Origin of the sequence: Brevundimonas sp. LjRoot202, assembly GCF_964253355.1 — a bacterium.
GTDB lineage: Bacteria > Pseudomonadota > Alphaproteobacteria > Caulobacterales > Caulobacteraceae > Brevundimonas.
Map to the genome: position 1 here is coordinate 490050 of NZ_CAXUQW020000002.1, position 19361 is coordinate 509410.

The 19361-nt window shown below is 69.5% G+C and carries 19 protein-coding genes; 9 read left to right on the forward strand and 10 right to left on the reverse strand.

Features of this window, described 5'->3' with window-relative positions:
- Positions 1-121: 121 nt before the first annotated feature.
- Positions 122-766 (reverse strand): peptide-methionine (S)-S-oxide reductase MsrA, encoded by a 645-nt coding sequence (gene msrA, locus ACSQ1L_RS07365; RefSeq protein ID WP_435993465.1) that lies wholly within the window; start codon positions 764-766, stop codon positions 122-124.
- A 174-nt stretch (positions 767-940) separates the two neighbouring features.
- On the reverse strand, positions 941-2065 hold the full coding sequence (locus ACSQ1L_RS07370; RefSeq protein ID WP_435993467.1) for an OmpA family protein: 1125 nt from the start codon (positions 2063-2065) through the stop codon (positions 941-943).
- 198 nt (positions 2066-2263) lie between these two features.
- On the opposite strand from ACSQ1L_RS07370, the gene ACSQ1L_RS07375 reads away from it, so the two are divergent.
- Together ACSQ1L_RS07375 and ACSQ1L_RS07380 are read left to right on the forward strand one after the other, a co-directional pair.
- A complete protein-coding gene (locus ACSQ1L_RS07375) occupies positions 2264-3172 on the forward strand; it encodes an SDR family NAD(P)-dependent oxidoreductase (protein ID WP_435993469.1) in 909 nt (302 codons plus the stop codon).
- A gap of 62 nt (positions 3173-3234) precedes the next feature.
- On the forward strand, positions 3235-4437 hold the full coding sequence (locus tag ACSQ1L_RS07380; protein ID WP_435993471.1) for an acetyl-CoA C-acyltransferase: 1203 nt from the start codon (positions 3235-3237) through the stop codon (positions 4435-4437).
- Here the strand turns inward: ACSQ1L_RS07380 and ACSQ1L_RS07385 are convergent.
- Positions 4431-5156: a helix-turn-helix transcriptional regulator gene (locus ACSQ1L_RS07385; protein ID WP_435993473.1), complete on the reverse strand. Its 726-nt coding sequence runs from the start codon at positions 5154-5156 to the stop codon at positions 4431-4433. The two genes, ACSQ1L_RS07380 and ACSQ1L_RS07385, sit on opposite strands and share 7 nt — an antisense overlap.
- 149 nt (positions 5157-5305) lie before the next feature.
- Here ACSQ1L_RS07385 and ACSQ1L_RS07390 point away from each other — a divergent pair, with 149 nt between their 5' ends.
- Positions 5306-5917 carry a glutathione S-transferase family protein gene (locus ACSQ1L_RS07390; RefSeq protein ID WP_435993475.1) on the forward strand — a complete coding sequence of 204 codons (612 nt, stop codon included), beginning with the start codon at positions 5306-5308 and terminating at the stop codon, positions 5915-5917.
- A 9-nt stretch (positions 5918-5926) separates the two neighbouring features.
- On the opposite strand, the gene ACSQ1L_RS07395 is transcribed toward ACSQ1L_RS07390, so the two are convergent.
- Genes ACSQ1L_RS07395 through otsB form a run of 3 tightly spaced genes read right to left on the reverse strand, consistent with a single transcriptional unit; the run spans position 5927 to position 9979 of the window.
- Entirely contained in the window at positions 5927-7351 is a 1425-nt protein-coding gene (locus tag ACSQ1L_RS07395; RefSeq protein WP_435993477.1) for an alpha,alpha-trehalose-phosphate synthase (UDP-forming), read from the reverse strand.
- 55 nt (positions 7352-7406) lie between these two features.
- Positions 7407-9191, reverse strand: a complete 1785-nt coding sequence (locus ACSQ1L_RS07400; RefSeq protein ID WP_435993479.1) for a glycoside hydrolase family 15 protein — start codon at positions 9189-9191, stop codon at positions 7407-7409.
- Positions 9188-9979 (reverse strand): trehalose-phosphatase, encoded by a 792-nt coding sequence (otsB, locus tag ACSQ1L_RS07405; protein ID WP_435993481.1) that lies wholly within the window; start codon positions 9977-9979, stop codon positions 9188-9190. The genes ACSQ1L_RS07400 and otsB overlap by 4 nt, the downstream gene beginning before the upstream one ends.
- Positions 9980-10085: 106 nt before the next feature.
- On the opposite strand from otsB, the gene ACSQ1L_RS07410 reads away from it, so the two are divergent.
- A complete protein-coding gene (locus tag ACSQ1L_RS07410) occupies positions 10086-11102 on the forward strand; it encodes a KpsF/GutQ family sugar-phosphate isomerase (protein ID WP_435993483.1) in 1017 nt (338 codons plus the stop codon).
- 109 nt (positions 11103-11211) lie between these two features.
- On the opposite strand, the gene ACSQ1L_RS07415 is transcribed toward ACSQ1L_RS07410, so the two are convergent.
- Together ACSQ1L_RS07415 and ACSQ1L_RS07420 are read right to left on the reverse strand one after the other, a co-directional pair.
- Positions 11212-11799 carry a CAP domain-containing protein gene (locus ACSQ1L_RS07415; RefSeq protein WP_435993485.1) on the reverse strand — a complete coding sequence of 196 codons (588 nt, stop codon included), beginning with the start codon at positions 11797-11799 and terminating at the stop codon, positions 11212-11214.
- Positions 11800-11807: 8 nt separating this feature from the next.
- Positions 11808-12365 carry a hemerythrin domain-containing protein gene (locus ACSQ1L_RS07420; protein WP_435993487.1) on the reverse strand — a complete coding sequence of 186 codons (558 nt, stop codon included), beginning with the start codon at positions 12363-12365 and terminating at the stop codon, positions 11808-11810.
- 181 nt (positions 12366-12546) lie between these two features.
- Between ACSQ1L_RS07420 and ACSQ1L_RS07425 the strand changes: the two genes are divergently transcribed.
- The 4 genes from ACSQ1L_RS07425 to ACSQ1L_RS07440 all read left to right on the forward strand — a co-directional run bounded on the left by ACSQ1L_RS07425 (position 12547) and on the right by ACSQ1L_RS07440 (position 16856).
- The gene (locus tag ACSQ1L_RS07425; RefSeq protein ID WP_435993489.1) at positions 12547-12939 is read left to right on the forward strand and encodes a VOC family protein; all 393 of its coding nucleotides are present in this window, start codon (positions 12547-12549) and stop codon (positions 12937-12939) included.
- 88 nt (positions 12940-13027) lie between these two features.
- A complete protein-coding gene (locus tag ACSQ1L_RS07430) occupies positions 13028-14233 on the forward strand; it encodes an acetyl-CoA C-acetyltransferase (protein ID WP_435993491.1) in 1206 nt (401 codons plus the stop codon).
- Between the two features lie 17 nt (positions 14234-14250).
- Complete coding sequence (locus tag ACSQ1L_RS07435) at positions 14251-16428, forward strand: 3-hydroxyacyl-CoA dehydrogenase NAD-binding domain-containing protein (RefSeq protein WP_435993493.1); 2178 nt, start codon at positions 14251-14253, stop codon at positions 16426-16428.
- On the forward strand, positions 16425-16856 hold the full coding sequence (locus tag ACSQ1L_RS07440) for a hypothetical protein (RefSeq protein ID WP_435993495.1): 432 nt from the start codon (positions 16425-16427) through the stop codon (positions 16854-16856). The genes ACSQ1L_RS07435 and ACSQ1L_RS07440 overlap by 4 nt, the downstream gene beginning before the upstream one ends.
- Here the strand turns inward: ACSQ1L_RS07440 and ACSQ1L_RS07445 are convergent.
- Complete coding sequence (locus ACSQ1L_RS07445; protein WP_435993497.1) at positions 16853-17284, reverse strand: DUF488 domain-containing protein; 432 nt, start codon at positions 17282-17284, stop codon at positions 16853-16855. The genes ACSQ1L_RS07440 and ACSQ1L_RS07445 overlap by 4 nt on opposite strands.
- On the reverse strand, positions 17281-17610 hold the full coding sequence (locus tag ACSQ1L_RS07450; protein WP_435993499.1) for a hypothetical protein: 330 nt from the start codon (positions 17608-17610) through the stop codon (positions 17281-17283). Before ACSQ1L_RS07450 ends, ACSQ1L_RS07445 begins: the two co-directional genes overlap by 4 nt.
- Before the next feature lie 83 nt (positions 17611-17693).
- On the opposite strand from ACSQ1L_RS07450, the gene ACSQ1L_RS07455 reads away from it, so the two are divergent.
- Entirely contained in the window at positions 17694-19361 is a 1668-nt protein-coding gene (locus tag ACSQ1L_RS07455) for an amidohydrolase (protein WP_435993501.1), read from the forward strand.

Below are 19361 nucleotides of genomic sequence, written 5' to 3' on the forward strand. Positions count from 1 at the left end.
AAAGTGGGACGACATTCGTGTGACAGTGATGTGACAGCCCCGCCGGGTGGCGCGAGAGACACACCGCTATGGGCGGATTGTCTGTGGATGGCTTTGTGCGAAAGCCCGCGGCCGCTCCGATTCACGCCGCCGCGTCGCCCCAGACGGCGCGCAGGCGCGCGGCGCGGCCGCAGAATCGGGTGTAGCCGCCGTAGCGGCTCGGGTTCCTGCGGGCGAAATCCTGGTGGGCGGCCGCGGCCGGCCAGAAGCGGACGGCGTCTCGCACCGGCGTGACGAAACGGGCCGTGCCGATTCGGGCCGCCGCCGCCCGGCGCGAGGCCTCGGCGGCCGCCTTCTGGCGCGGGTCTGCGAAGACGGCCGTCGCATAGGAGGGGCCCTGATCGCAGAACTGTCCGTCCGGATCGGTCGGGTCGATGGTCAGCCAGAAGCGGTCAACCAGCTGGCGATAGCTGATCCGGGCCGGATCGAAGGTCACCTGGACGGCTTCGAGATGGCCCGTACCGCCCCGCACCACCTGATCGTACGACGGGCTGGCTGTGGCGCCGCCGGCGAAGCCCGACACCGCCGACACCACCCCGGGGACCGCCTCGAAATTGGCCTCGACGGACCAGAAGCAGCCCCCCGCGAAGACCGCCGTCTCACGCCGGCCGCTGTCCCCCGGCTGTATGGCGGACGCCTCGGTGGACGGCGCGCCTTCGGCGGGATCGCCGGGAGAACAGGCGACGACGCTGAACAGAACAAAACCAAGGAGCAGACGGCGGGACATCGGAACCTCCGGGCGTCGCGTCCGGCTTGGGACCGGAGCCGAAGGATCTCACCATTCCAGCAGACAAAACAAGACCGCCGGCCCCGTGAAGGACCGGCGGTGCTGCAGTTAAAGGCCGTTCGGCCTTCCGGGAGGCAGGTCCGGGCGCTTCGTGCAGCGCCCGGACAGACCGTCCTAGAAGTTGATGCCGATGGTGGCGCGGCGGTTCAGAGGCTCGCGAACGCCGTCGGCGGTCGGGCGGGCCAGCTGGGTTTCGCCCTTGCCGTCGAGCGAGATGACGCCGCCGTTGACGCCCTGGGCGACCAGCGCGTCCGCAACGGTGCGGGCGCGGCGGTTGGACAGGCCGACGTTGTAGGCGGCCGAGCCCGAGGTGTCGGCGTGGCCGACGACCAGGATGCGGGTCGGACGACCCGACTTGGCGTAGTTGGCCGCTTGCGTCACCACCGAGGAGGCTTCGGCCGTCAGGTCGGAGCGATCCCAGTCGAAGTAGACCACGAACTCACGCGCGACCGGAGCCGGCGGCGGCGGCGGCGGGGGAGGCGGCGGCGGGGGCGGCGGCAGGATGGCCGGCGGCGGCGGCGGCGGAATGTAGGCCGGCTCGACGGCGCCGAACGCATAGCGCAGGCCCAGGCTGATCGAGTGGTCTTCGTAGCGACCCTCGTACGGACCGACGTCGAACCCTGCAGCGTTGTCGAACGTCTCGAACTCCATGTTCGACAGCAGGTAGCGGTAGGTCAGGTCCAGATGGGCCCGATCGCTGATCGCCCAGGCCAGGCCGAGGATGGCTTGCGCCGCGAGCTTGGCCGAGCTGTCGTCGGCGCCGAGCGCGATGGCGCGGTTGGACGCCAGCGTGCCGAGGAACTCGGTGTTGACCCGGTTGATGCCGGCGCCGAGGCCGATGAACGGACGCAGGCTCGAGCCCGCGGAGCCGAAGTCGTAGATCACATTGGCCATCAGGGTGGTCGAGGTGATCTCGCCATCCGGGGCGTCGCAGGCGCCCACGGCCGGGCTGACGTTGCAGAGGACCGCCGCATCGGATGCGCCGGTCACGGCGGCGATGTCGCCGGGACGATAGCCGCCTTCGAGTTCGACGCGCCAGTTTTCCGTGAACCGGTAGCCGAGGCGGGCGAAGCCGGCCCAGTCTTCCTCGATCGCGAATTCGGTGTTCCTGGACGTCTCGACGTCCGCGGAATGCCAGCCGGCGTCAATCGCGCCATACCAGCCGTTCGGTTCGGCGGCCGCGGCGCCGGCTGCGAACAGCCCCGCCATCGCGACGCCAGCTAATAGCTTCACCTTCATGATATCCCTCACACTCAAGGTTGCCCGAATGTCCACGCTGTATGCGGGACGCTCCGGAGCCGAACGGCAATGTACGGTTCCGGTTCCTTGTTTTCGCTCGGATTGCGGCGACTGTGGCGCCATTCCAACACATTTTGCGGGGCTGCCCCGGGCCGGGACGGCCTGCTAGGAAGTGGCGGCATCAGACGGAGCGGATGAATGGCGATAAGGTTCGATGGTCGCGTGGCGATCGTGACGGGGGCCGGCGGCGGGCTGGGCCGCGAGCATGCCCTGGCGCTGGCGAAGCGCGGCGCGCGGGTGGTGGTCAATGATCTGGGCGGCGCCCGGGACGGCTCGGGCGGTTCCGCGACCGCCGCGGAGGCCGTGGTGGCCGAGATCGAGGCCGCAGGCGGCCAGGCCATGGCCAACGCCGCCTCGGTCACCGACGCCGCCGCCGTACAGGCCATGGTCGACGCCGTCATGGCGCGTTGGGGCCGCGTCGACATTCTGGTGAACAACGCCGGCGTCCTTCGCGACAAGACCTTCGCCAAGATGGAGCTGGAGGATTTCCGCTTCGTGGTCGACGTCCACCTGATGGGCGCGGTCAACTGCACCAAGGCGGTGTGGGATGTCATGCGCGACGCGAACTACGGCCGTATCGTCATGACCACCTCGTCCTCGGGCCTGTACGGGAATTTCGGCCAATCGAACTACGGCGCGGCCAAGATGGCGCTGGTCGGCCTGATGCAGACGCTGTCGATCGAGGGGGCGAAGAACGACATTCGGGTCAATTGTCTGGCCCCGACCGCCCACACCCGCATGACCGAGGACCTTGGCGCGCGCTTGCCGCTGGACCTGCTGGGGCCCGACATGGTCACGCCGGGCCTGCTGTATCTCGTCAGTGAGGACGCCCCGAGCCGCTGCATCCTGGCCGCCGGCGCCGGCGGCTTCGAACGCGCCTATGTCACGCTCACGCAGGGCGACTGGATCGCCGGCGACGACGCACCGGAACAGGTGGCGGCCCGCTTCGCCGAAATTTCGGACCGGGCCGGCGAGACCGTGCCCGAGATGGGGGCCGCCCAAGGCTTCATCGAGCTGACCAAGGCGCAGGCGGCGCGGAAGGCCTGACCCCTTGCGTTAACGCAGGGGCAGGCCGCTAAACCGTCCCGGCAGACAAATGGAGCTATCCTATGCGTGAAGCGGTGATCGTATCGACGGCCCGGACCCCGATCGGCCGGGCCTATCGCGGCGCCTTCAACGACACCCAGGCCCAGCAGCTGGGCGGCCACGCCATCCGGCATGCGGTGGCGCGTTCGGGCGTCGATCCGGCCGAAATCGAGGACGTGGTCATGGGGGCCGCGCTTCAGCAGGGCTCGACCGGCACCAACATCGGCCGTCAGGCCGCGCTGGCCGCCGGCCTGCCGGTCACCACGGCGGGCATGAGCCTGGACCGGCAATGCGCCTCGGGCCTGATGGCCATCGCCACGGCCGCGAAACAGGTCGTCCACGACGGTCAGGTCGTGGCGGTGGGCGGCGGGCTGGAGAGCATTTCGCTGGTCCAGAACCAGCACATGAACCTCTACCGCATGAAGGACGAGGCGCTGCTGAAGCTTCAACCGCATGTCTATATGGCGATGCTGGAGACCGCCGAGGTCGTCGCCGCCCGCTATGGCATCAGCCGCGAGGCCCAGGACGAATACGCCCTGCGCTCGCAGCAGCGCACGGCCGCGGCGCAGGCCGCGGGCCATCTCGACGCCGAGATCGCGCCGATGACCACCACCATGCTGGTCACGGACAAGGCGACCGGCCAGACCTCGCCGAAGGAGGTCACCCTGTCGATGGACGAGGGCAACCGCCCCGACACCACGCTGGAAGGCCTGTCGGCGCTGAAGCCGGTGTTCGGCGGCGGCGAGGAGATCCAACAGGGCCGCTTCATCACCGCCGGCAACGCCTCCCAGCTGTCCGACGGCGCCTCGGCCAGCGTCATCATGGACGCGAAAGAGGCGGAGCGCCGCGGGCTGGCCCCGCTGGGCGCCTACCGCGGCATGGCCGTGGCCGGCTGCGAGCCGGACGAGATGGGCATCGGCCCCGTCTTCGCCGTGCCCCGGCTGCTCGAGCGCCACGGCCTGACCGTCGACGACATCGGCATCTGGGAGCTGAACGAGGCCTTCGCCGTGCAGGTGATCTACTGCCGCGACCGGCTCGGCATCCCCGACGACCGCCTCAACGTCTCGGGCGGGGCTATCTCCATCGGCCACCCCTACGGCATGTCGGGCGCCCGGATGACCGGTCACGTCCTGATCGAGGGCAAGCGGCGCGGGGCGAAATACGGCGTCGTCACCATGTGCGTCGGCGGAGGCATGGGGGCGGCGGGACTGTTCGAAATCTACTGAGGCCGCTCCGGCGGACCCTCGCATCCAGCGGCCCGGCGCCCGGCCTCCTTGGCCGCCAGCCAGCGGGCCCGGAGCACCGCCGGCCGGCCCGGATAACGATCCTCGAGGAACTCCGCATCGATCACCCGGTCGGTGCGGAAGGTCCGGAAGTCCTCGCGCATCTCGCACCAGCCGACCAGCAGGCGCGTCGTGTCCAGATACCCGATCAGGAACGGCCAGATCGTCCGGCGGGTCTCGCGCTCCTGCTCGTCGCGGTACTGCAGGGTCAGCTTGCGGCCGGAATGGATCCAGGCCCGCACGCGCGGCATGTCCAGCGTTTCGGGCTTGACCTTCCACGACGGCGGACTGGCGACGGCCGGCTCCAGCACCACGGGGCGCAGCCGTTCGGGTACGGTGGCGGCGATTTTGGCCACGAGGTCCCGGGCGGCCCGGGCCAGGGCGGGATCAGCCCGCCCCGCCACCCACTGCGCGCCCAGCACCGCCGCCTCGATCTCGTCCGAGGTCAGCATCAGCGGCGGCATGTCGAAGCCGCCGTCCAGCACATAGCCCAGGCCCGCCTCGCCCCGGATCGGCACCCGCTGGCCCATCAGGGTGGCGATGTCGCGGTAGATGGTGCGCTTCGAGGTCTCCAGCTCGGCCGCGATGGCGTCGGCCGTCAGCGGCTTCGAAGAGCGCCGCAGCACCTGGATGATCTGGAATAGCCGGTCGGCGCGTCTCATTCCGTCACCCTGAGCCCCCGCTGCTGACAGCATGCTGGCAGCAGGGTGGCAGTAGTCAACCGAGGTCGGCGGCGAGGGGCCGCACGGCTGGCGCTCAAGCAGCAAGCGACCGCGTCGCGAGCGATAGCGCCCAAAGATGGAGAGAGATCATGCTGACGCTGTTCCACGCCCCCTGGTCCCGGTCCTCGCGGCTGGTCTGGCTGCTCGAGGAGATCGGGGCGGCCTACGACATCTGCTACTGCGACATTCCCCGTATGGATGGGACCGGCGCCCGCGATCCGCGCAATCCCCACCCGGACGGCAAGGTCCCCGCGCTGCTGCACGACGACATGCTGGTGACGGAATCGGCCGCCGTGGCGCTGTACCTGACCGACCTGTTTCCGGAAGCCGGGCTGGGCGCGCCCGTCGGATCGCCCGAGCGCGGGGCCTACCTGACCTGGCTGGCGTGGACGGCGGGCGAGATGGAGCCGGCCTTCTGGGCGAAGATCAGCGGCGCGACGACCAGCGATCCGAAGGCCCAGGCGCGCTACGACGCCGTCATCGCCCGGCTGTTCGACGCGCTGGAGCGCGGGCCTTACCTGATGGGCCAGCGGTTCACCGCCGTCGACGTCATGGTCGGCAGCGCCCTGGCCTGGGGGCGCGAGTTCTCGCCGCCCAGCGCGGCGCTGGACGACTATCTGGCGCGGGTGCTGGATCGACCGGCCAACGCCATGGCCACGGCGAAGGACGGCACGCCGCCGGTGTTGGCGCAGGTCGCCTGAGCCCAGCGCTCAGGCCGCGTGGGCGGCGTCATCGGCGTCGCCGTCCGCCGGCTTGACCACGGCCCTCAGCGTGGCGACGAAGTCGTTACGCCAGGCGCCCACATCGGTGTCCCGCACCACCTGCATCAGGCACTCCCATTTCCGCCGGCGTTCGTTCAGCGGCATGGTCAGCGCCCGCTTGATCGCGTCGGACAGCTCCTCGCGGCTGAACGGATTGACCAGCAGGGCCTCGCCCATCTGCTCGGCCGCCCCGGCGAAACGCGACAGCACCAGCACGCCGGGGTCCTCCGGGTTCTGGGCCGCCACATATTCCTTGGCGACCAGGTTCATCCCGTCGCGCAGCGGCGTGACCAGCCCGACCCGCGCCGCGCGATAGATGCCGGCCAGCTGGTCCCGGCGATAGGTGCGGTTCAGGTAGCGGATCGGCTGCCAGTCCATGTCGGCGTATTCGCCGTTGATCCGCCCCGCCAGGGCGTCGAGCCGGGCCCGGATGTCCTGGTAGGTGTCGACATCGTCGCGGCTGATCGGCGTGACCTGCAGCAGGAAGACCTCGCCGCGCATGTCCGGATTGTCGGCGAGGAATTGCTCGAAGCCCAGCAGCCGCTCTTCCAGGCCCTTGGAATAGTCCAGCCGGTCGACGCCGACCATCATCGAGCGGAACGCGGCCGAAGCGGCCATCCGGTCATAGGTGCGGGCGCCGAACGTCGAGTTGCGCGCCGACAGGAAGGCCTCGACGTCGATTCCGATGGGGAAGACGCCGGTCTGCACCGTCTTGCCGAACGCCTCCAGCGCGTCATTGGGCAGCAGCCGGCCGTGCACGCTCGGCTCGGAGGCGACGTAATCCCGGAAGAGATCCAGCCATTCCCGGGTCTGGAAGCCGATCAGGTCATAGTCGAACATCGACTCCACCAACCGCCGGTGATGCGGCAGGGTGACCAGCAACTGCCGCGCCGGCCACGGCGTGTGCAGGAAGAAGCCGATGCGGTTCTTCACGCCCAGCCGCCTCAGATCCCGGGCCAGCGGGATCATGTGGTAGTCGTGAATCCAGATCAGGTCATCGGGCTGGAGCAGTGGGGCCAGCACCTCGGCGAAGCGGGCGTTGGTCCGCTCGTAGCCCTCGCCGTAGGATCGTTCGTAGGCGGTCAGATCGACCCGGTGATGGAACAGCGGCCACAGCGTCTTGTTGGCGTAGCCGTTGTAGTATTCCTCGACGTCCTGGGCCTCCAGATCGACAAGGGCGACGGTGACCCCGGCCCGGTCCTCGACCTTGGCCTCAGGCACGAAGGTTTCGACCGTGTCGCCGGACCAGCCGAACCAAAGGCCGTCATACTTCCGCAGCGCCGCCGACAGGGCCATAGCCAGCCCGCCCGCCGACCCGGCGGCCGGGTCCTTGGGCGCGGAGACGCGGTTGGAGACGACGATGAGGCGGCTCATGGCGTGAAAACGTCCGAAGCGGGACCGTGGAGGCAACGCGATTTCGTGAGCGGAGTCATCGGGCGTCCGTCCACGAGCGGCTCAGCAGGACGGCGCAGTTGATGATGCCGACCAGCGAATAGGTCTGCGGATAGTTGCCCCATAGTTGGTTGTCCCCCAGCGATATGTCCTCGGACAGCAGGCCGGCATGGGTCCGCCGGCTCAGCATTTCCTCGAAGATTTCCCGCGCCTCCTCGATGCGGCCGTTCTGGTGCAGGGCCTCGATGAACCAGAAGGTGCAGAAGTTGAACGCCGTCTCGGGTTCGCCGAAATCGTCGGCCTCGACGTATCGGAACAGATAGGGTCCCTTCTTCAGGTCGCGCTCGATGGCCTCGAAGGTCTTGACCTGGCGCGGGTCCAGCGCGTCGAGGAAGCCGAGGTCCGTCAGCTGCAGCAGCGACGCGTCCAGCTCGCGGTTGCCGAAGCTGGCGGCGAACCGGCCCTCGTCCGGCAGATAGGCCTCCGACTCGATCCGGTCCCGGATGATCGTGGCCCGGTCGCGCCAGATGCGGCCCCGGTCCGGGAGACCGAGATGATCCGCCGCCTTGGCCAGACGGTCGCAGGCCGCCCAGCACATGACCGAGGAATAGGTGTGCACCCGGGCGATGGTGCGGAACTCCCACAGGCCGGCGTCGGGCTGGTCGTGCATGGCGAAGGCCCGCTCGCCGACCTTCTCCAGCGCGTAGAAGTCGTCGATCGTGCCCGGTCGCAGCAGCCGCAGGTCGTAGAAGGCCTGGACCAGCGGCAGGACGATCTGGCCGTAGACGTCGTGCTGCAGATGCTCGTGCGCCTGGTTGCCGATGCGCACCGGCTTCATGCCGCGATAGCCTTCGACGCTCTCGACGATGCGCTCGCCGATCCCGGGCTCCAGCCCCACGCCGTACACCGGCTGGACGTGGCCGCCCGCGGAATTGTCGACGAGGTTGCGCAGGTAGGCGAGGTAGTTCTCGAGGATGTCCACCGCGCCCAGCCGGTTCAGCGCCCGCACCACATAGTAGGCGTCGCGGATCCAGCAGTAGCGGTAGTCCCAGTTGCGTCCGCTCTCGGGGAACTCGGGCACGGAGGTGGTCAGCGCCGCGACGATGGCGCCCGTTTCCTCATAGGCGCAGAGCTTCAGCGTGATGGCGGCGCGCATCACCGCCTCCTGCCAGTCCAGCGGCAGGTACAGCGTGCGCACCCAGTCCTGCCAGTAGGCGACGGTGCGATCCAGCGCGGCGGTCACGCCCGGTCCGACGTCCTGGTCGTAGCCCTCGTCCGGTCCGAAGAAGAAGGCGTGCGGCCGCTCCAGCCGGAACACCCGCTCGTTGAGGATGTGCGACACCGGGCAGTCGGTGGTCAGCCGGAAGATCACGTCGGTGCACAGATAGCGGATGTGGTTGGAGCCGCTGGTCCGTTCCGCCAGCCGCGCGCCCCAGTCCGCCGACGGCCGCAGCCGCACCCGGATGCGCGGGGCGCCGTGCAGCGGCCGCACGACCCGGGCGAAGGCGAGGGGGCGGTAGGTCCGGCTGTGCTTGGGATGCCGCGGGGCGAAGTCGATGACCTCGACCGACGCCCCGTCCTCCGCCGTCAGCACGGTCCTCAGCACCGGCGTGTTGCGGATATAGGCCTGCGAGACGTGCTTCTGTCCCTCCAGCTGGATGTCCCAGAAGCCGTGGCCCGGGTCGGCGCCGTCCATCAGGGCCGAGAAGACCGGATCGCCGTCGACCCGCGGCGCGCAGGCCCAGACGTAGCGGCCCTCGCGGTCGATCAGGGCGCTGATCGAGCAGTTGCCGATCGGGGCGAGGTCCAGGTTCGGGGTCATGCACGCTCCTCGACGGTGTTCAGCCAGGCCAGGACGGCCACCACGTCGGGCAGGCCGTACCGGGCGGCGGTCTCCCGGACGGGGCCGACCAGCACGCCGAAGCCGCCCAGGGCCTCGGCCGCGCGGAAGCCGTCCTCGTCCGTCAGGTCGTCGCCCAGCATGATCGGAACGGCTCCGGCGAACGGAGGCTCCTGCATGAAGGCGGTCAGGGCCGTGCCCTTGCTGCTCCCGGGCGTCTTCAGCTCCACCACAAGGTTGCCGGCCTGCATCGACAGGCCGGTCTCGTCGGCCAGCCGTCGGGCCAGCGCCAGCGCGTGGGCCTCTTCGGCCGGGGCTCCCCGATAGTGCAGTCCGGCCGACACCGTCTTGTCCTCGACGATGATCCCCGGCCGGGTGCTGGCGAAGGCCTCGAAGGCGGCGACCGCGTCGCGGACGGCGGGCGCGGCCTCGGCACGGTGCAGGAAGCCGTCGGCCCGGCGGCGTTCAAGCCCGTGCACGCCGGACGCCGGGGCGGTGGCGGCTTCGGCGATGCGGTCGATCTCGGCGATCGTCCGGCCGCTGATGATCGCCACCCGGCCGTCCAGCCGCGCCGTCACGGCCCGCAGAGCCGCCGTTCGCTCCGGACGGGGGACCACGGCGTCGGGCGTTTCGGCCAGCGGAGCCAGCACGCCGTCCATGTCCAGAAACAGGGCGGCGGGGCGCGGCAGTTGCGGGGGCGGCGGCGGCAGATGTGAAACGACGTCGACCGGCGCGGACGCGCCGTCGGTGATCAGGTTTGAGGTCCGCATGGCTCCTTCTAACGCGATCCTCCGGCAAAGGTTGACCCCGGAGGCGCAATTTCTCGCATTGCAGCAATCTTCCGCATGGCGCCGGGCGATTGTGAATCGCCGCCCGATGCGCCACATCGCGGGGATGACCGAAGACGCCAGACCCGTCCTGTCCGCCGATCCCGCCGCGATGACCGCCCGGGCCCGGGAGGTCATCCGCCTCAACATCGAGGCGCTGCAGGCGCTCGAGGCGGGCCTCGACGACAGCCTCGCCCGGGCCTGCGAGATCATCCTGTCCCGGCCCGGCTATCTGGTCGTCACCGGCATGGGCAAGTCCGGCCACATCGGCGGCAAGATCGCCGCCACCCTGGCCTCGACCGGCACCAATTCCTTCTTCGTGCACCCGGCCGAGATGAGCCACGGCGACCTCGGCATGCTGCGCAAGGACGTCACCCTGCTGGCCATCTCCAACTCGGGCGAAAGCCGCGAACTGCGCGATCCGCTGATCTTCTGCCAGCGCGAGGGCATTCCGGTCATCGGCCTGACCCAGCGGCCGAACAGTTTCCTCGGCCGCTCGTCCGCCGTCTGCCTGACCATGCCGCAGGTGGCCGAGGCCTGCCCCAACGGCCTGGCCCCCACGACCTCGACCCTGATGACCCTGGCGCTGGGCGACGCCTTGGCCATGGTGCTGATGGACCGGCGCGGCTTCACCGCCGAGGCCTTCGGCCTGCACCACCCCGGCGGCAAGCTGGGCATGAGCCTGCAGAGCGTGCGCGACTGGATGGGCGATCGTCCGCCGGCCCCGGCGACCGTCCCTCTGACCGCCACCTTCGCCGAAGTGGTGTCGGCCATCACCGAGGGCCGCAAGGGCGCGGCGGCCGTGCTCAACGCCGACGAAACCCTGGCGGGGATCGTCACCGACGGCGACGTGCGCCGGGCCTTCTCGCGCGGCGACCTCGGAGGCCTGACCGCCGCCGCCGTCATGAGCCCTCGCCCCAAGGTCATCGGGCCGGACGCGCGCATGAGCGACGCCATCGACCTGATGACCCAGAACAAGATCGCCACCCTGCTGGTGGTCGAGGACGACCGGCCCATGGCCATCGTCCACATCGCCGAACTGATGCAGGCGGGTTACGTCAGCTGAGCTCGGGCGTGAGAAGGGATTGGGGATTAGGGATTGGGATCAGGTGGCGAAGAGAGTCAGAAGTTCAGGCTCTGCAACGACCCTGGTCCCTACTCCCTAGTGCCCCTCCTCAATACGCCATCCGCCCGTCGATATTCCCGGGCGGCGCATAGCGGCAGGCCAGGACCGACCGGTCCCCGCGCGTCTCGATCGCGCAACCGACATGGGTCGAGTCGCGCCAGATCAGCTGGGTGTAGTGTCCAACGTCGCTCCATCGTCCGGTCCGGCTGACGTTCGGGAACACTCCGTGGCGGTAATTCGTCTTCTCGGCGATCCATTCGCCGATCATCTCCTCGGGCGTCCAGACGCGCCCGCCCCAGCCGGTCCACAGGTTCTCGCCGTGGCCGTGCAGGGCGGGATCATGGGCGAAACGGTTCGTGGCGATCAGCTCACGCGCCCAGGCCCGCGCTTCCACTTCCAGAGAGTCGGCCCAGCGCAGCGGCGGCGTTCCGGCCCGGGCCCGTTCGGCGTTGTGCGCGGTCAGCAGGCGCGCCTCGATCTCGTTCGAAGGCGCGGTTTCGCGCGGCGGCGGGGCGGGCTGGACCGTCCGGGCCTGCGACGACGCGGGCGTGAGGAACGGCGGCGGCGAGGCGGCGCACGCCGCCGCCCCGGCCGTCACGACCAGCGCCGCGAGGCCTGAAGCAAATCGACGGAACATCGGCCGCCTCAGCGCGAGCCGACGCCTTCGCTGGAGGGTTGGTCGATCCTTGCGCTTTCGACGTCGTCGCCCGTCATTGTCCGGGTCTCGGCGGGCCGGCCGGCCTGGAACTCCTCCATGGCGGTGCGTTTGCGGTCGCGCATCTGGTCGGCCAGCGCGTCCATGTCCAGGCCGGCCGCCCGGGCCTGACTGAACATGCCCTCCGAGCGCTTCTCTTCCTCCTCGACGTGGTGCTCGATCATCTCCGACAGCACCTTGACCTTGGCGTCGTAAAACTCCTCGTCGGGGCCGCCCGCCTCGATCTCGTTGATCAGCAGCTTGGCGGCGTCGTGTTCGACATAGGCCTCGTCGACGAGGTCGTCCTCGATCTTGCCGCGGCAGGCCGGGTAGAAGATCTCCTCCTCGATCGCGGTGTGAACCTTCAGCTCGAGACAGATCTCCTCGGCCAGTTTCTGCTTGGTGGCCTTGCCGTTGGTCTGCTCGAATTTCTCGAACAACTCCTCCACCTTGCGGTGGTCGGCCTTCAGCATCGCGATCGCGTCCATCTGTGCGTAGGTCTGGGCCATGGTGGTCTCCTGTCAGTGAATAGCTCTGGCGGCTTTAAGGCGCGGACAAGTCTGGCGTTCCTACGGTGAAGTTAGCTGAGAATCGTTCGCGCGTTCGGCGGTTCCGGCTGTCCGGTCGCGGACACGACGAGCCGTTTTCGCGGGTTTCGCGTTGACTGCATGTCCGTCCCGGAGCCGCACCATGATCGACCACATCGGCCTCGCCGTATCCGACATCGTCCGTTCACGGACCTTCTATGAGAAGGCCCTCGCGCCGTTGGGCATGAAGGTCGTGGCGACGATCCCGCCCGAACGGACCGGGCACGGCGGCACGGTGGTGATGTTCGGCGGCGACGAGGGGCCGACCTTCGTGATCGCCGGCGACGAGGAACGCCCGGGCGAGGGCACTCACGTCGCCTTTCGGGCGGGCACGCGGGATCAGGTCCAGGCCTTCCACGCGGCCGCCCTGGCCGCCGGCGGACGCGACAACGGCGGGCCCGGGCTGCGCGAACACTACGGCCCGACCTACTACGCCGCCTTCGTCATCGGCCCGGACGGCTTCAACGTCGAGGCCGTCTGCCATGCGCCCGAATGACCGTCCGTCGACGAGATACTTGACGTTGACGTAAACGTAGGGTTTGTGGCGGGCACGCTTCGAATCCGTCCTTATTGGAGACGCACCCATGGCCGACGCCTATATCTACGATGCGGTCCGCACCCCGCGCGGCAAGGGCAAGAAGGACGGCTCCCTGCACGAGATCACGGGCCTCAGCCTGGCGACCCAGGTGCTGGAGGCGCTGCGGGACCGTAACGACCTCGACACCTCGAAGGTCGACGACGTCATCCTCGGCTGCGTCACCCCGATCGGCGAACTCGGCGCCGACATCGCCCGCACCGCCGTGCTGTCGGCGGGCTGGGCCCAGACCACGGCCGGCGTCCAGGTCAACCGCTTCTGCGCCTCGGGCCTCGAGGCCGTGAACATGGCCGCGGCCAAGGTGAAGTCCGGCGAGGCCGACTTCGCCGTCGGCGGCGGCGTCGAGGCCATGAGCCGCGTCCCCATGGGCTCCGACGGCGGGGCCTGGCCGGTCGATCCGTCCAGCGCCTTCCCGACCTATTTCGTGCCCCAGGGCGTCTCGGCCGACATGATCGCCTCCAAGTGGGGCTTCTCCCGCGACGACGTCGACGCCTACTCCGTCGAGAGCCACAAGCGCTCCGCCCGCAGCTGGGCCGAGGGCCGGTTCTCGAAATCGGTGGTGCCGGTGAAGAACCAGCTCGGCCTGGTCCAGCTGGACCGTGACGAGACCATCCGCCCCAACACCGACATGCAGACCCTCGGCGCGCTGAACCCGTCCTTCGCCATGATGGGTGAGCTTGCCTTCGATTCCGTGATCAACCAGCGCTATCCCGAGGTCGAGCGGGTCAACCACGTCCACACCCCGGGCAACAGCTCGGGCATCGTCGACGGCTCGGCCGGCGTGCTGATCGGCTCGCTGGAGGCCGGCAAGGCCGCGGGCCTCAAGCCGCGCGCCCGCATCAAGGGCGCCGCCTCGATCGGCTCGGAGCCCTCGATCATGCTGACCGGCCCCGAGTTCGTGACCAACAAGCTGCTCGGCAAGCTGGGCATGACCACCGCCGACATCGACCTGTGGGAGCTCAACGAGGCCTTCGCCGCCGTGGTGCTGCGCTACATGCAGGCGCTCGACATCCCGCATGACAAGATCAACGTCTGCGGCGGCGCCATCGCCATGGGCCACCCGCTGGGCGCCACCGGGGCCATGATCACCGGCGTGGTGCTCGACGAGCTGGAGCGCTCCGGCAAGTCGACCGCCCTGATCACCCTGTGCATCGGCGGCGGCATGGGCACCGCCACCGTCATCGAACGCGTCTGATCGGGAGCTCGACAGCCATGGAAAACTTCAAGATCGACGTCGATGCCGACGGCATCGCCCTGATCACCTTCGACGTCCCGGGACGGTCGATGAACACCCTGACCTCGGGCGTGATGGCCGAGATCCCGCAATGGGTCGAACGGGTGAAGACCGACGACGCCATCAAGGGCGCGGTCCTGACCTCGGGCAAGGCCAGCGGCTTCTGCGCCGGCGCCGACCTCGGCGACATGGCCTCGGGCATGCTGGGCGGCGCCGACCTGCAGGCGGCCTATGACGCCGGCTGGCGGCTGAACGGCGCCCTGCGCGCGCTGGAGACCTGCGGCAAGCCGGTGGCGGCGGCGATCAACGGCCTCGCCCTCGGCGGCGGCCTCGAACTGACCCTGGCCTGCCACTACCGGGTGGTCGGCGACGATCCGAAGATCCAGCTCGGCCTGCCCGAGATCAAGGTCGGCCTGTTCCCCGGCGGCGGCGGCACCCAGCGGCTGACGCGCCTGATCGGCGTGCAGGCGGCGATGATGGCGATGAGCGAGGGCAAGTCCTTCCGCCCCAACGACGCCAAGGGCGCGGGCATCGTCCACGAGGTCGTGGCCAAGGGCGCCGAGGTCGAGGCCGCGAAGGCGTGGATCAAGGGCGGCGGCAAGGCCGTCCAGCCGTGGGACGACAAGTCCTTCAAACTGCCCGGCGGCGGTCCCTACCACCCGGCCGGCATCCAGAATTTCCTCGTCGGCAACGCCATGCTGCGCAAGCAGTCCTACGGCAACTACCCGGCCGTCCTGAACCTGATGAAGGCGGTCTACGAGGGCGTGCAGGTCCCCATGGACGCCGCCCTGCGCATCGAGACCCGCTACTTCATCAAGACCCTGATGACGCCGCAGGCCCAGGGCATGATCCGCAGCCTGTTCCTGTCCAAGCAGGAGCTCGACAAGGGCGCCGTCCGCCCGGCCGGCGTGCCGAAATCCGATCCGAAGAAAGTCACGGTCATCGGCGCCGGCATGATGGGCGCGGGCATCGCCTATGTGCAGGCCATGGCCGGCATCGAGACCATCCTGATCGACCGCGATCAGGAGGCCGCCGACAAGGGCAAGGCCCACGTCGAGGAACTGCTCAAGAAGCGCCTGTCGCGCGGCCAGCTCACGAAGGAGAAGTTCGACGCCCTGCTCGCCTCCGTCACCGCCACCACCGACTACGACCTGATCAAGGGCTCGGACCTGGTCATCGAGGCGGTGTTCGAGAACCGCGAGATCAAGGCCGATGTGACGAAGCGGGCGGAGGCCCAACTGGCCCCCGGCGCCGTGTTCGGCTCCAACACCTCGACCCTGCCGATCACCGGCCTGGCGGAGGCCAGCGTGCGGCCCGAGGACTTCATCGGCATCCACTTCTTCTCGCCGGTCGACAAGATGATGCTGGTCGAGATCATCCTCGGCGAAAAGACCGGCGAGGACGCCATCGCGAAGTCGCTCGACTATGTGATGAAGATCAGGAAGACCCCGATCGTCGTCAACGACGGCCGCGGCTTCTACACCTCGCGCTGCTTCGGCACCTATGTCGCCGAGGGCCTGGCCATGCTGGAGGAGGGCTACGCCCCCGCCATGATCGACAACATCGGCCGCATGACCGGCATGCCGCGCGGTCCGCTGGAAATGCACGACGACGTCGCGCTGGACCTGTCGGTCAAGATCGCCAAGCAGACGAAGGAAGACCTCGGCGACGCCTACCAGCCGCTGCCGGGCTGGAAGATCGTCCAGACCATGGTCGAGGACCTCGGCCGTTACGGCCGCAAGAACGGCAAGGGCTTCTACGACTACGAAACCAAGCCGAAAAAGCTGTGGTCGGGCCTGTCCGAGCTCGCCCCGGTCAGGATCAACGACTCCACGCCCGAGATGATCGAAGACCAGAAGCAGCGCCTGCTCTACCGCCAGGCGGTCGAGGTCGCCCGCTGCTGGGAAGAGGGCGTCATCGACGACCCGCGCGAGGCCGACGTCGGCGCCATCCTGGCCTGGGGCTTCGCGCCCTGGACCGGCGGCCCGATCACCATGATCGACCAGACCGGGCTGAAGGCCTTCGTCGAGCAGGCGGACAAATACGCCGCCCAATACGGCGACCGCTTCTCGCCGCCCCAGCTGCTGCGCGACATGGCCGCCCAGGGCCGCACCTTCTACGGCGACTTCGCGGGCAAGCAGAAGGCGGCGGCATGATAGAGCCGGGGCCCACCGTCATCCTGGCGCAGGGGACGTTGAATCCCGGCTTCGCGGCGGCGGCGGTCCTGTCCCTGATCACCTTCGGGGTCCACACCTTCGTCGGCGGCCGGTTCGCCGCCCGACCCCTCTTGGCCGCGCCCGACTTCCCCCCGGCCAGCCGCTGGCTGAATTACCTAACTTGGCACATGGTCACGGCTCTGCTGCTGGTTATGGCCGCCGGCTATGGCTGGGCGGCCTTCCGTCCCGACGCCTTCGATATCGCAATGCTGCTGTCGATCCTGGCGGCGATCCTGTCGCCGCTGACGGTGTGGGTGGCGCTCAAAGGCGGCATCCGCCCTTGGCGGTTTCCGTCCTCGTGGCTGTTTGCCCTGATCGCTCTGGTGGCGGTCCTCGGCCAGGTCAGCTTCGCCATCCGCGAGGTCTAGAGGTTCACCACCTCGAACCCATCCTCGTCCGCCAGCCGGCGCGACAGGATGGTGCGGTGGCAGCCGGCCGCGTCGGCCTCGTAGCAGAGCAGGGCCGTCGGCCGCTTCGCCACCACCTCGCGCAGCTCCTGGAAGGCCAGTTCCGACGCCGGCTCCTCCATATGCTCGGCGTAGATGGCGTGCATTTCCGCGACATGACCCTTGTGCGCCGCGTCCCGCCCCGCCTTCGGCGTGCCCAGCGCCCGCAGATGGACGTAGTCGATGCCGGCCTCCCCGAGGCTGTTCCTCAACACGGTCTTGGAGAAACCCGCCCGCCGCGACGCCGCCACCGCCCGCACATCGGCCACGACCTCGACCCCGGCGGCCTTGAGCCGGTCGATGACGGCGGGCTGCGTCTCGCCCTCATAGCCGATGGTGAACAGTTTCATTCAGGGCCCATTCCGGGAACCGCGCCCGCCTCAATGGCGGTGTCGACACAGCCCCGCCGTCCAGCGTCGAACCGGTCGGAATGTTCCGCCCTCAGGGCCGTCAGGTCCCGCTTCAGGCCGTCGACGATCGCGTCGTCGTCTTCCGGCGAACCCGCCTCGATCGCCTTTCGCGTCCACCAGTCGCGGATGAACCAGGTCGGCCCGGCGACATGCTCGCTCTCGCGGGCCACGTCCTCGATGAACAACTCCATGTGCGCGCGGCAGGTCTGGGCCTCCTCCAGCGTCGGGTCGGCGGCGGCCAGGGCGAGCAGGGCGGAAAGGATCATCGGCGGCTCCTGTGTCTCGCCGAACTTGACGCAGGCCTCTTCATAAGGCGAGTCCGGTTTCCGCCAGACTCAGGAACCGTCAGATGCGCCGCACCCTCCTTCTCGCCCTGCTCCTCGCCGGGGCGGCCACGACTTCGCAGGCGCAGGATCTGCTGATCTACGGAGGCCCGATCTATACCGGCGCTCCGGCAGAAGCATCGAACGGGCCTGCCGAGTTTGTGGTGGTCAGAGACGGCCGCGTCGCCTTTGTGGGCACGCACTGGGCCCTGCCGTCAGATTTGAGTGGCCTGACCGAGATCGACCTGAAGGGCGCGGCCCTGTTCCCCGGCTTCACCGACGGTCACGCCCACCTCGACGGGATCGGCTGGCGCGAGCTGACCCTGAATCTCGAGGGCTCGGCCTCCGTCGCCGAGGCCATGGCCCGCCTGACCGCTTGGGCCGAAGCCCATCCCGACGGCCCGATCATCGGGCGGGGCTGGATCGAGACCCACTGGCCCGAGGCCCGCTTCCTGACCGCCGCCGACCTCGACGCCGCCGCGCCCGGGCGCGTGGTGCTGCTCAGCCGCGCCGACGGCCACGCCGTGGTCGCCTCCAGCGCCGCCCTCGCCGCCGCCGGGATCACCGCCGACACCGCCGCGCCCTCGGGCGGCGAAATCCTCAAGGACGAGGCCGGCCGGCCCACCGGCCTGCTGGTCGACGCCGCCGAACAGCTGGTTTCCGGTCTCGCCCCCCAGGCCGACCCCGCCGCCCTGCGCGAGGCCTATCGGGCCGGTTTCCGCGTCGAGGCCGAATACGGCTGGACCGGCGTCCACTTCATGAGCGCGCCGTGGCGCGACATCCCGCTGCTGGAACAGATGGCCGAGGCCGGCGAGGCACCCCTGCGCATCTACAACAGCGTCACCCCCGACGGCGCCGCCGAACTGATCGCCGGCGGGCCGCGCAGCGTCGCCGACGGCCGGATCATCACCCGGGCGATCAAATACTACGCCGACGGGGCCCTCGGTTCGCGCGGCGCGGCCCTGTTCGAGCCCTACGCCGACCGGCCCGACACCGCCGGCCTGATGCAGATCGGCGAGCAGGAGATCGTGCCCCTGTACCAGGCGGCGCTGCGGGGCGGCATCCAGATCGCCACCCACGCCATCGGCGACCGCGGCAACGCCTCGGTGGCGGAGTGGTACCAGCAGGCGCTCGCCGGCGTGGCCCCCGCCGATCGCCCGAACGGCGCCGACGTGCGCTGGCGCATCGAGCACGCCCAGATCCTGCGGCCCTCGGACTATCACTGGTTCGTCGACCTGCCGATCATCGCCTCGATGCAGCCCAGCCACGCCATCGGCGACCTGCATTTCGCGCCCGCCCGGCTCGGCGACGCCCGGCTGGACGGGGCCTACGCCTGGCACAGCCTGGTCGACCTCGGCGTCATCGTCGTCGGCGGCTCGGACGCGCCGGTCGAGCGCGGCGCGCCCCTGATCGAGTTCTACGCCGCCGTCGCCCGCCGCGACCTGCAGGGCTTCCAGGGCCCCGACTGGCGGCCGCACGAGGCGGTGGACCGCCAGACGGCCCTGAAGATGTTCACCCTGTGGCCGGCCTACGCCAGCTTCCGCGAGGACGAGCTGGGCACCATCGAGGTCGGCAAGCGGGCCGACTTCACCGCCTTCTCGGTCGACCTGATGACCGCGCCCGTGGCCGATATTCCCAAGGGCCATGCCGTGCTGACGGTGGTCGACGGCGTCGTCGTCCACCGCGCCGACTGA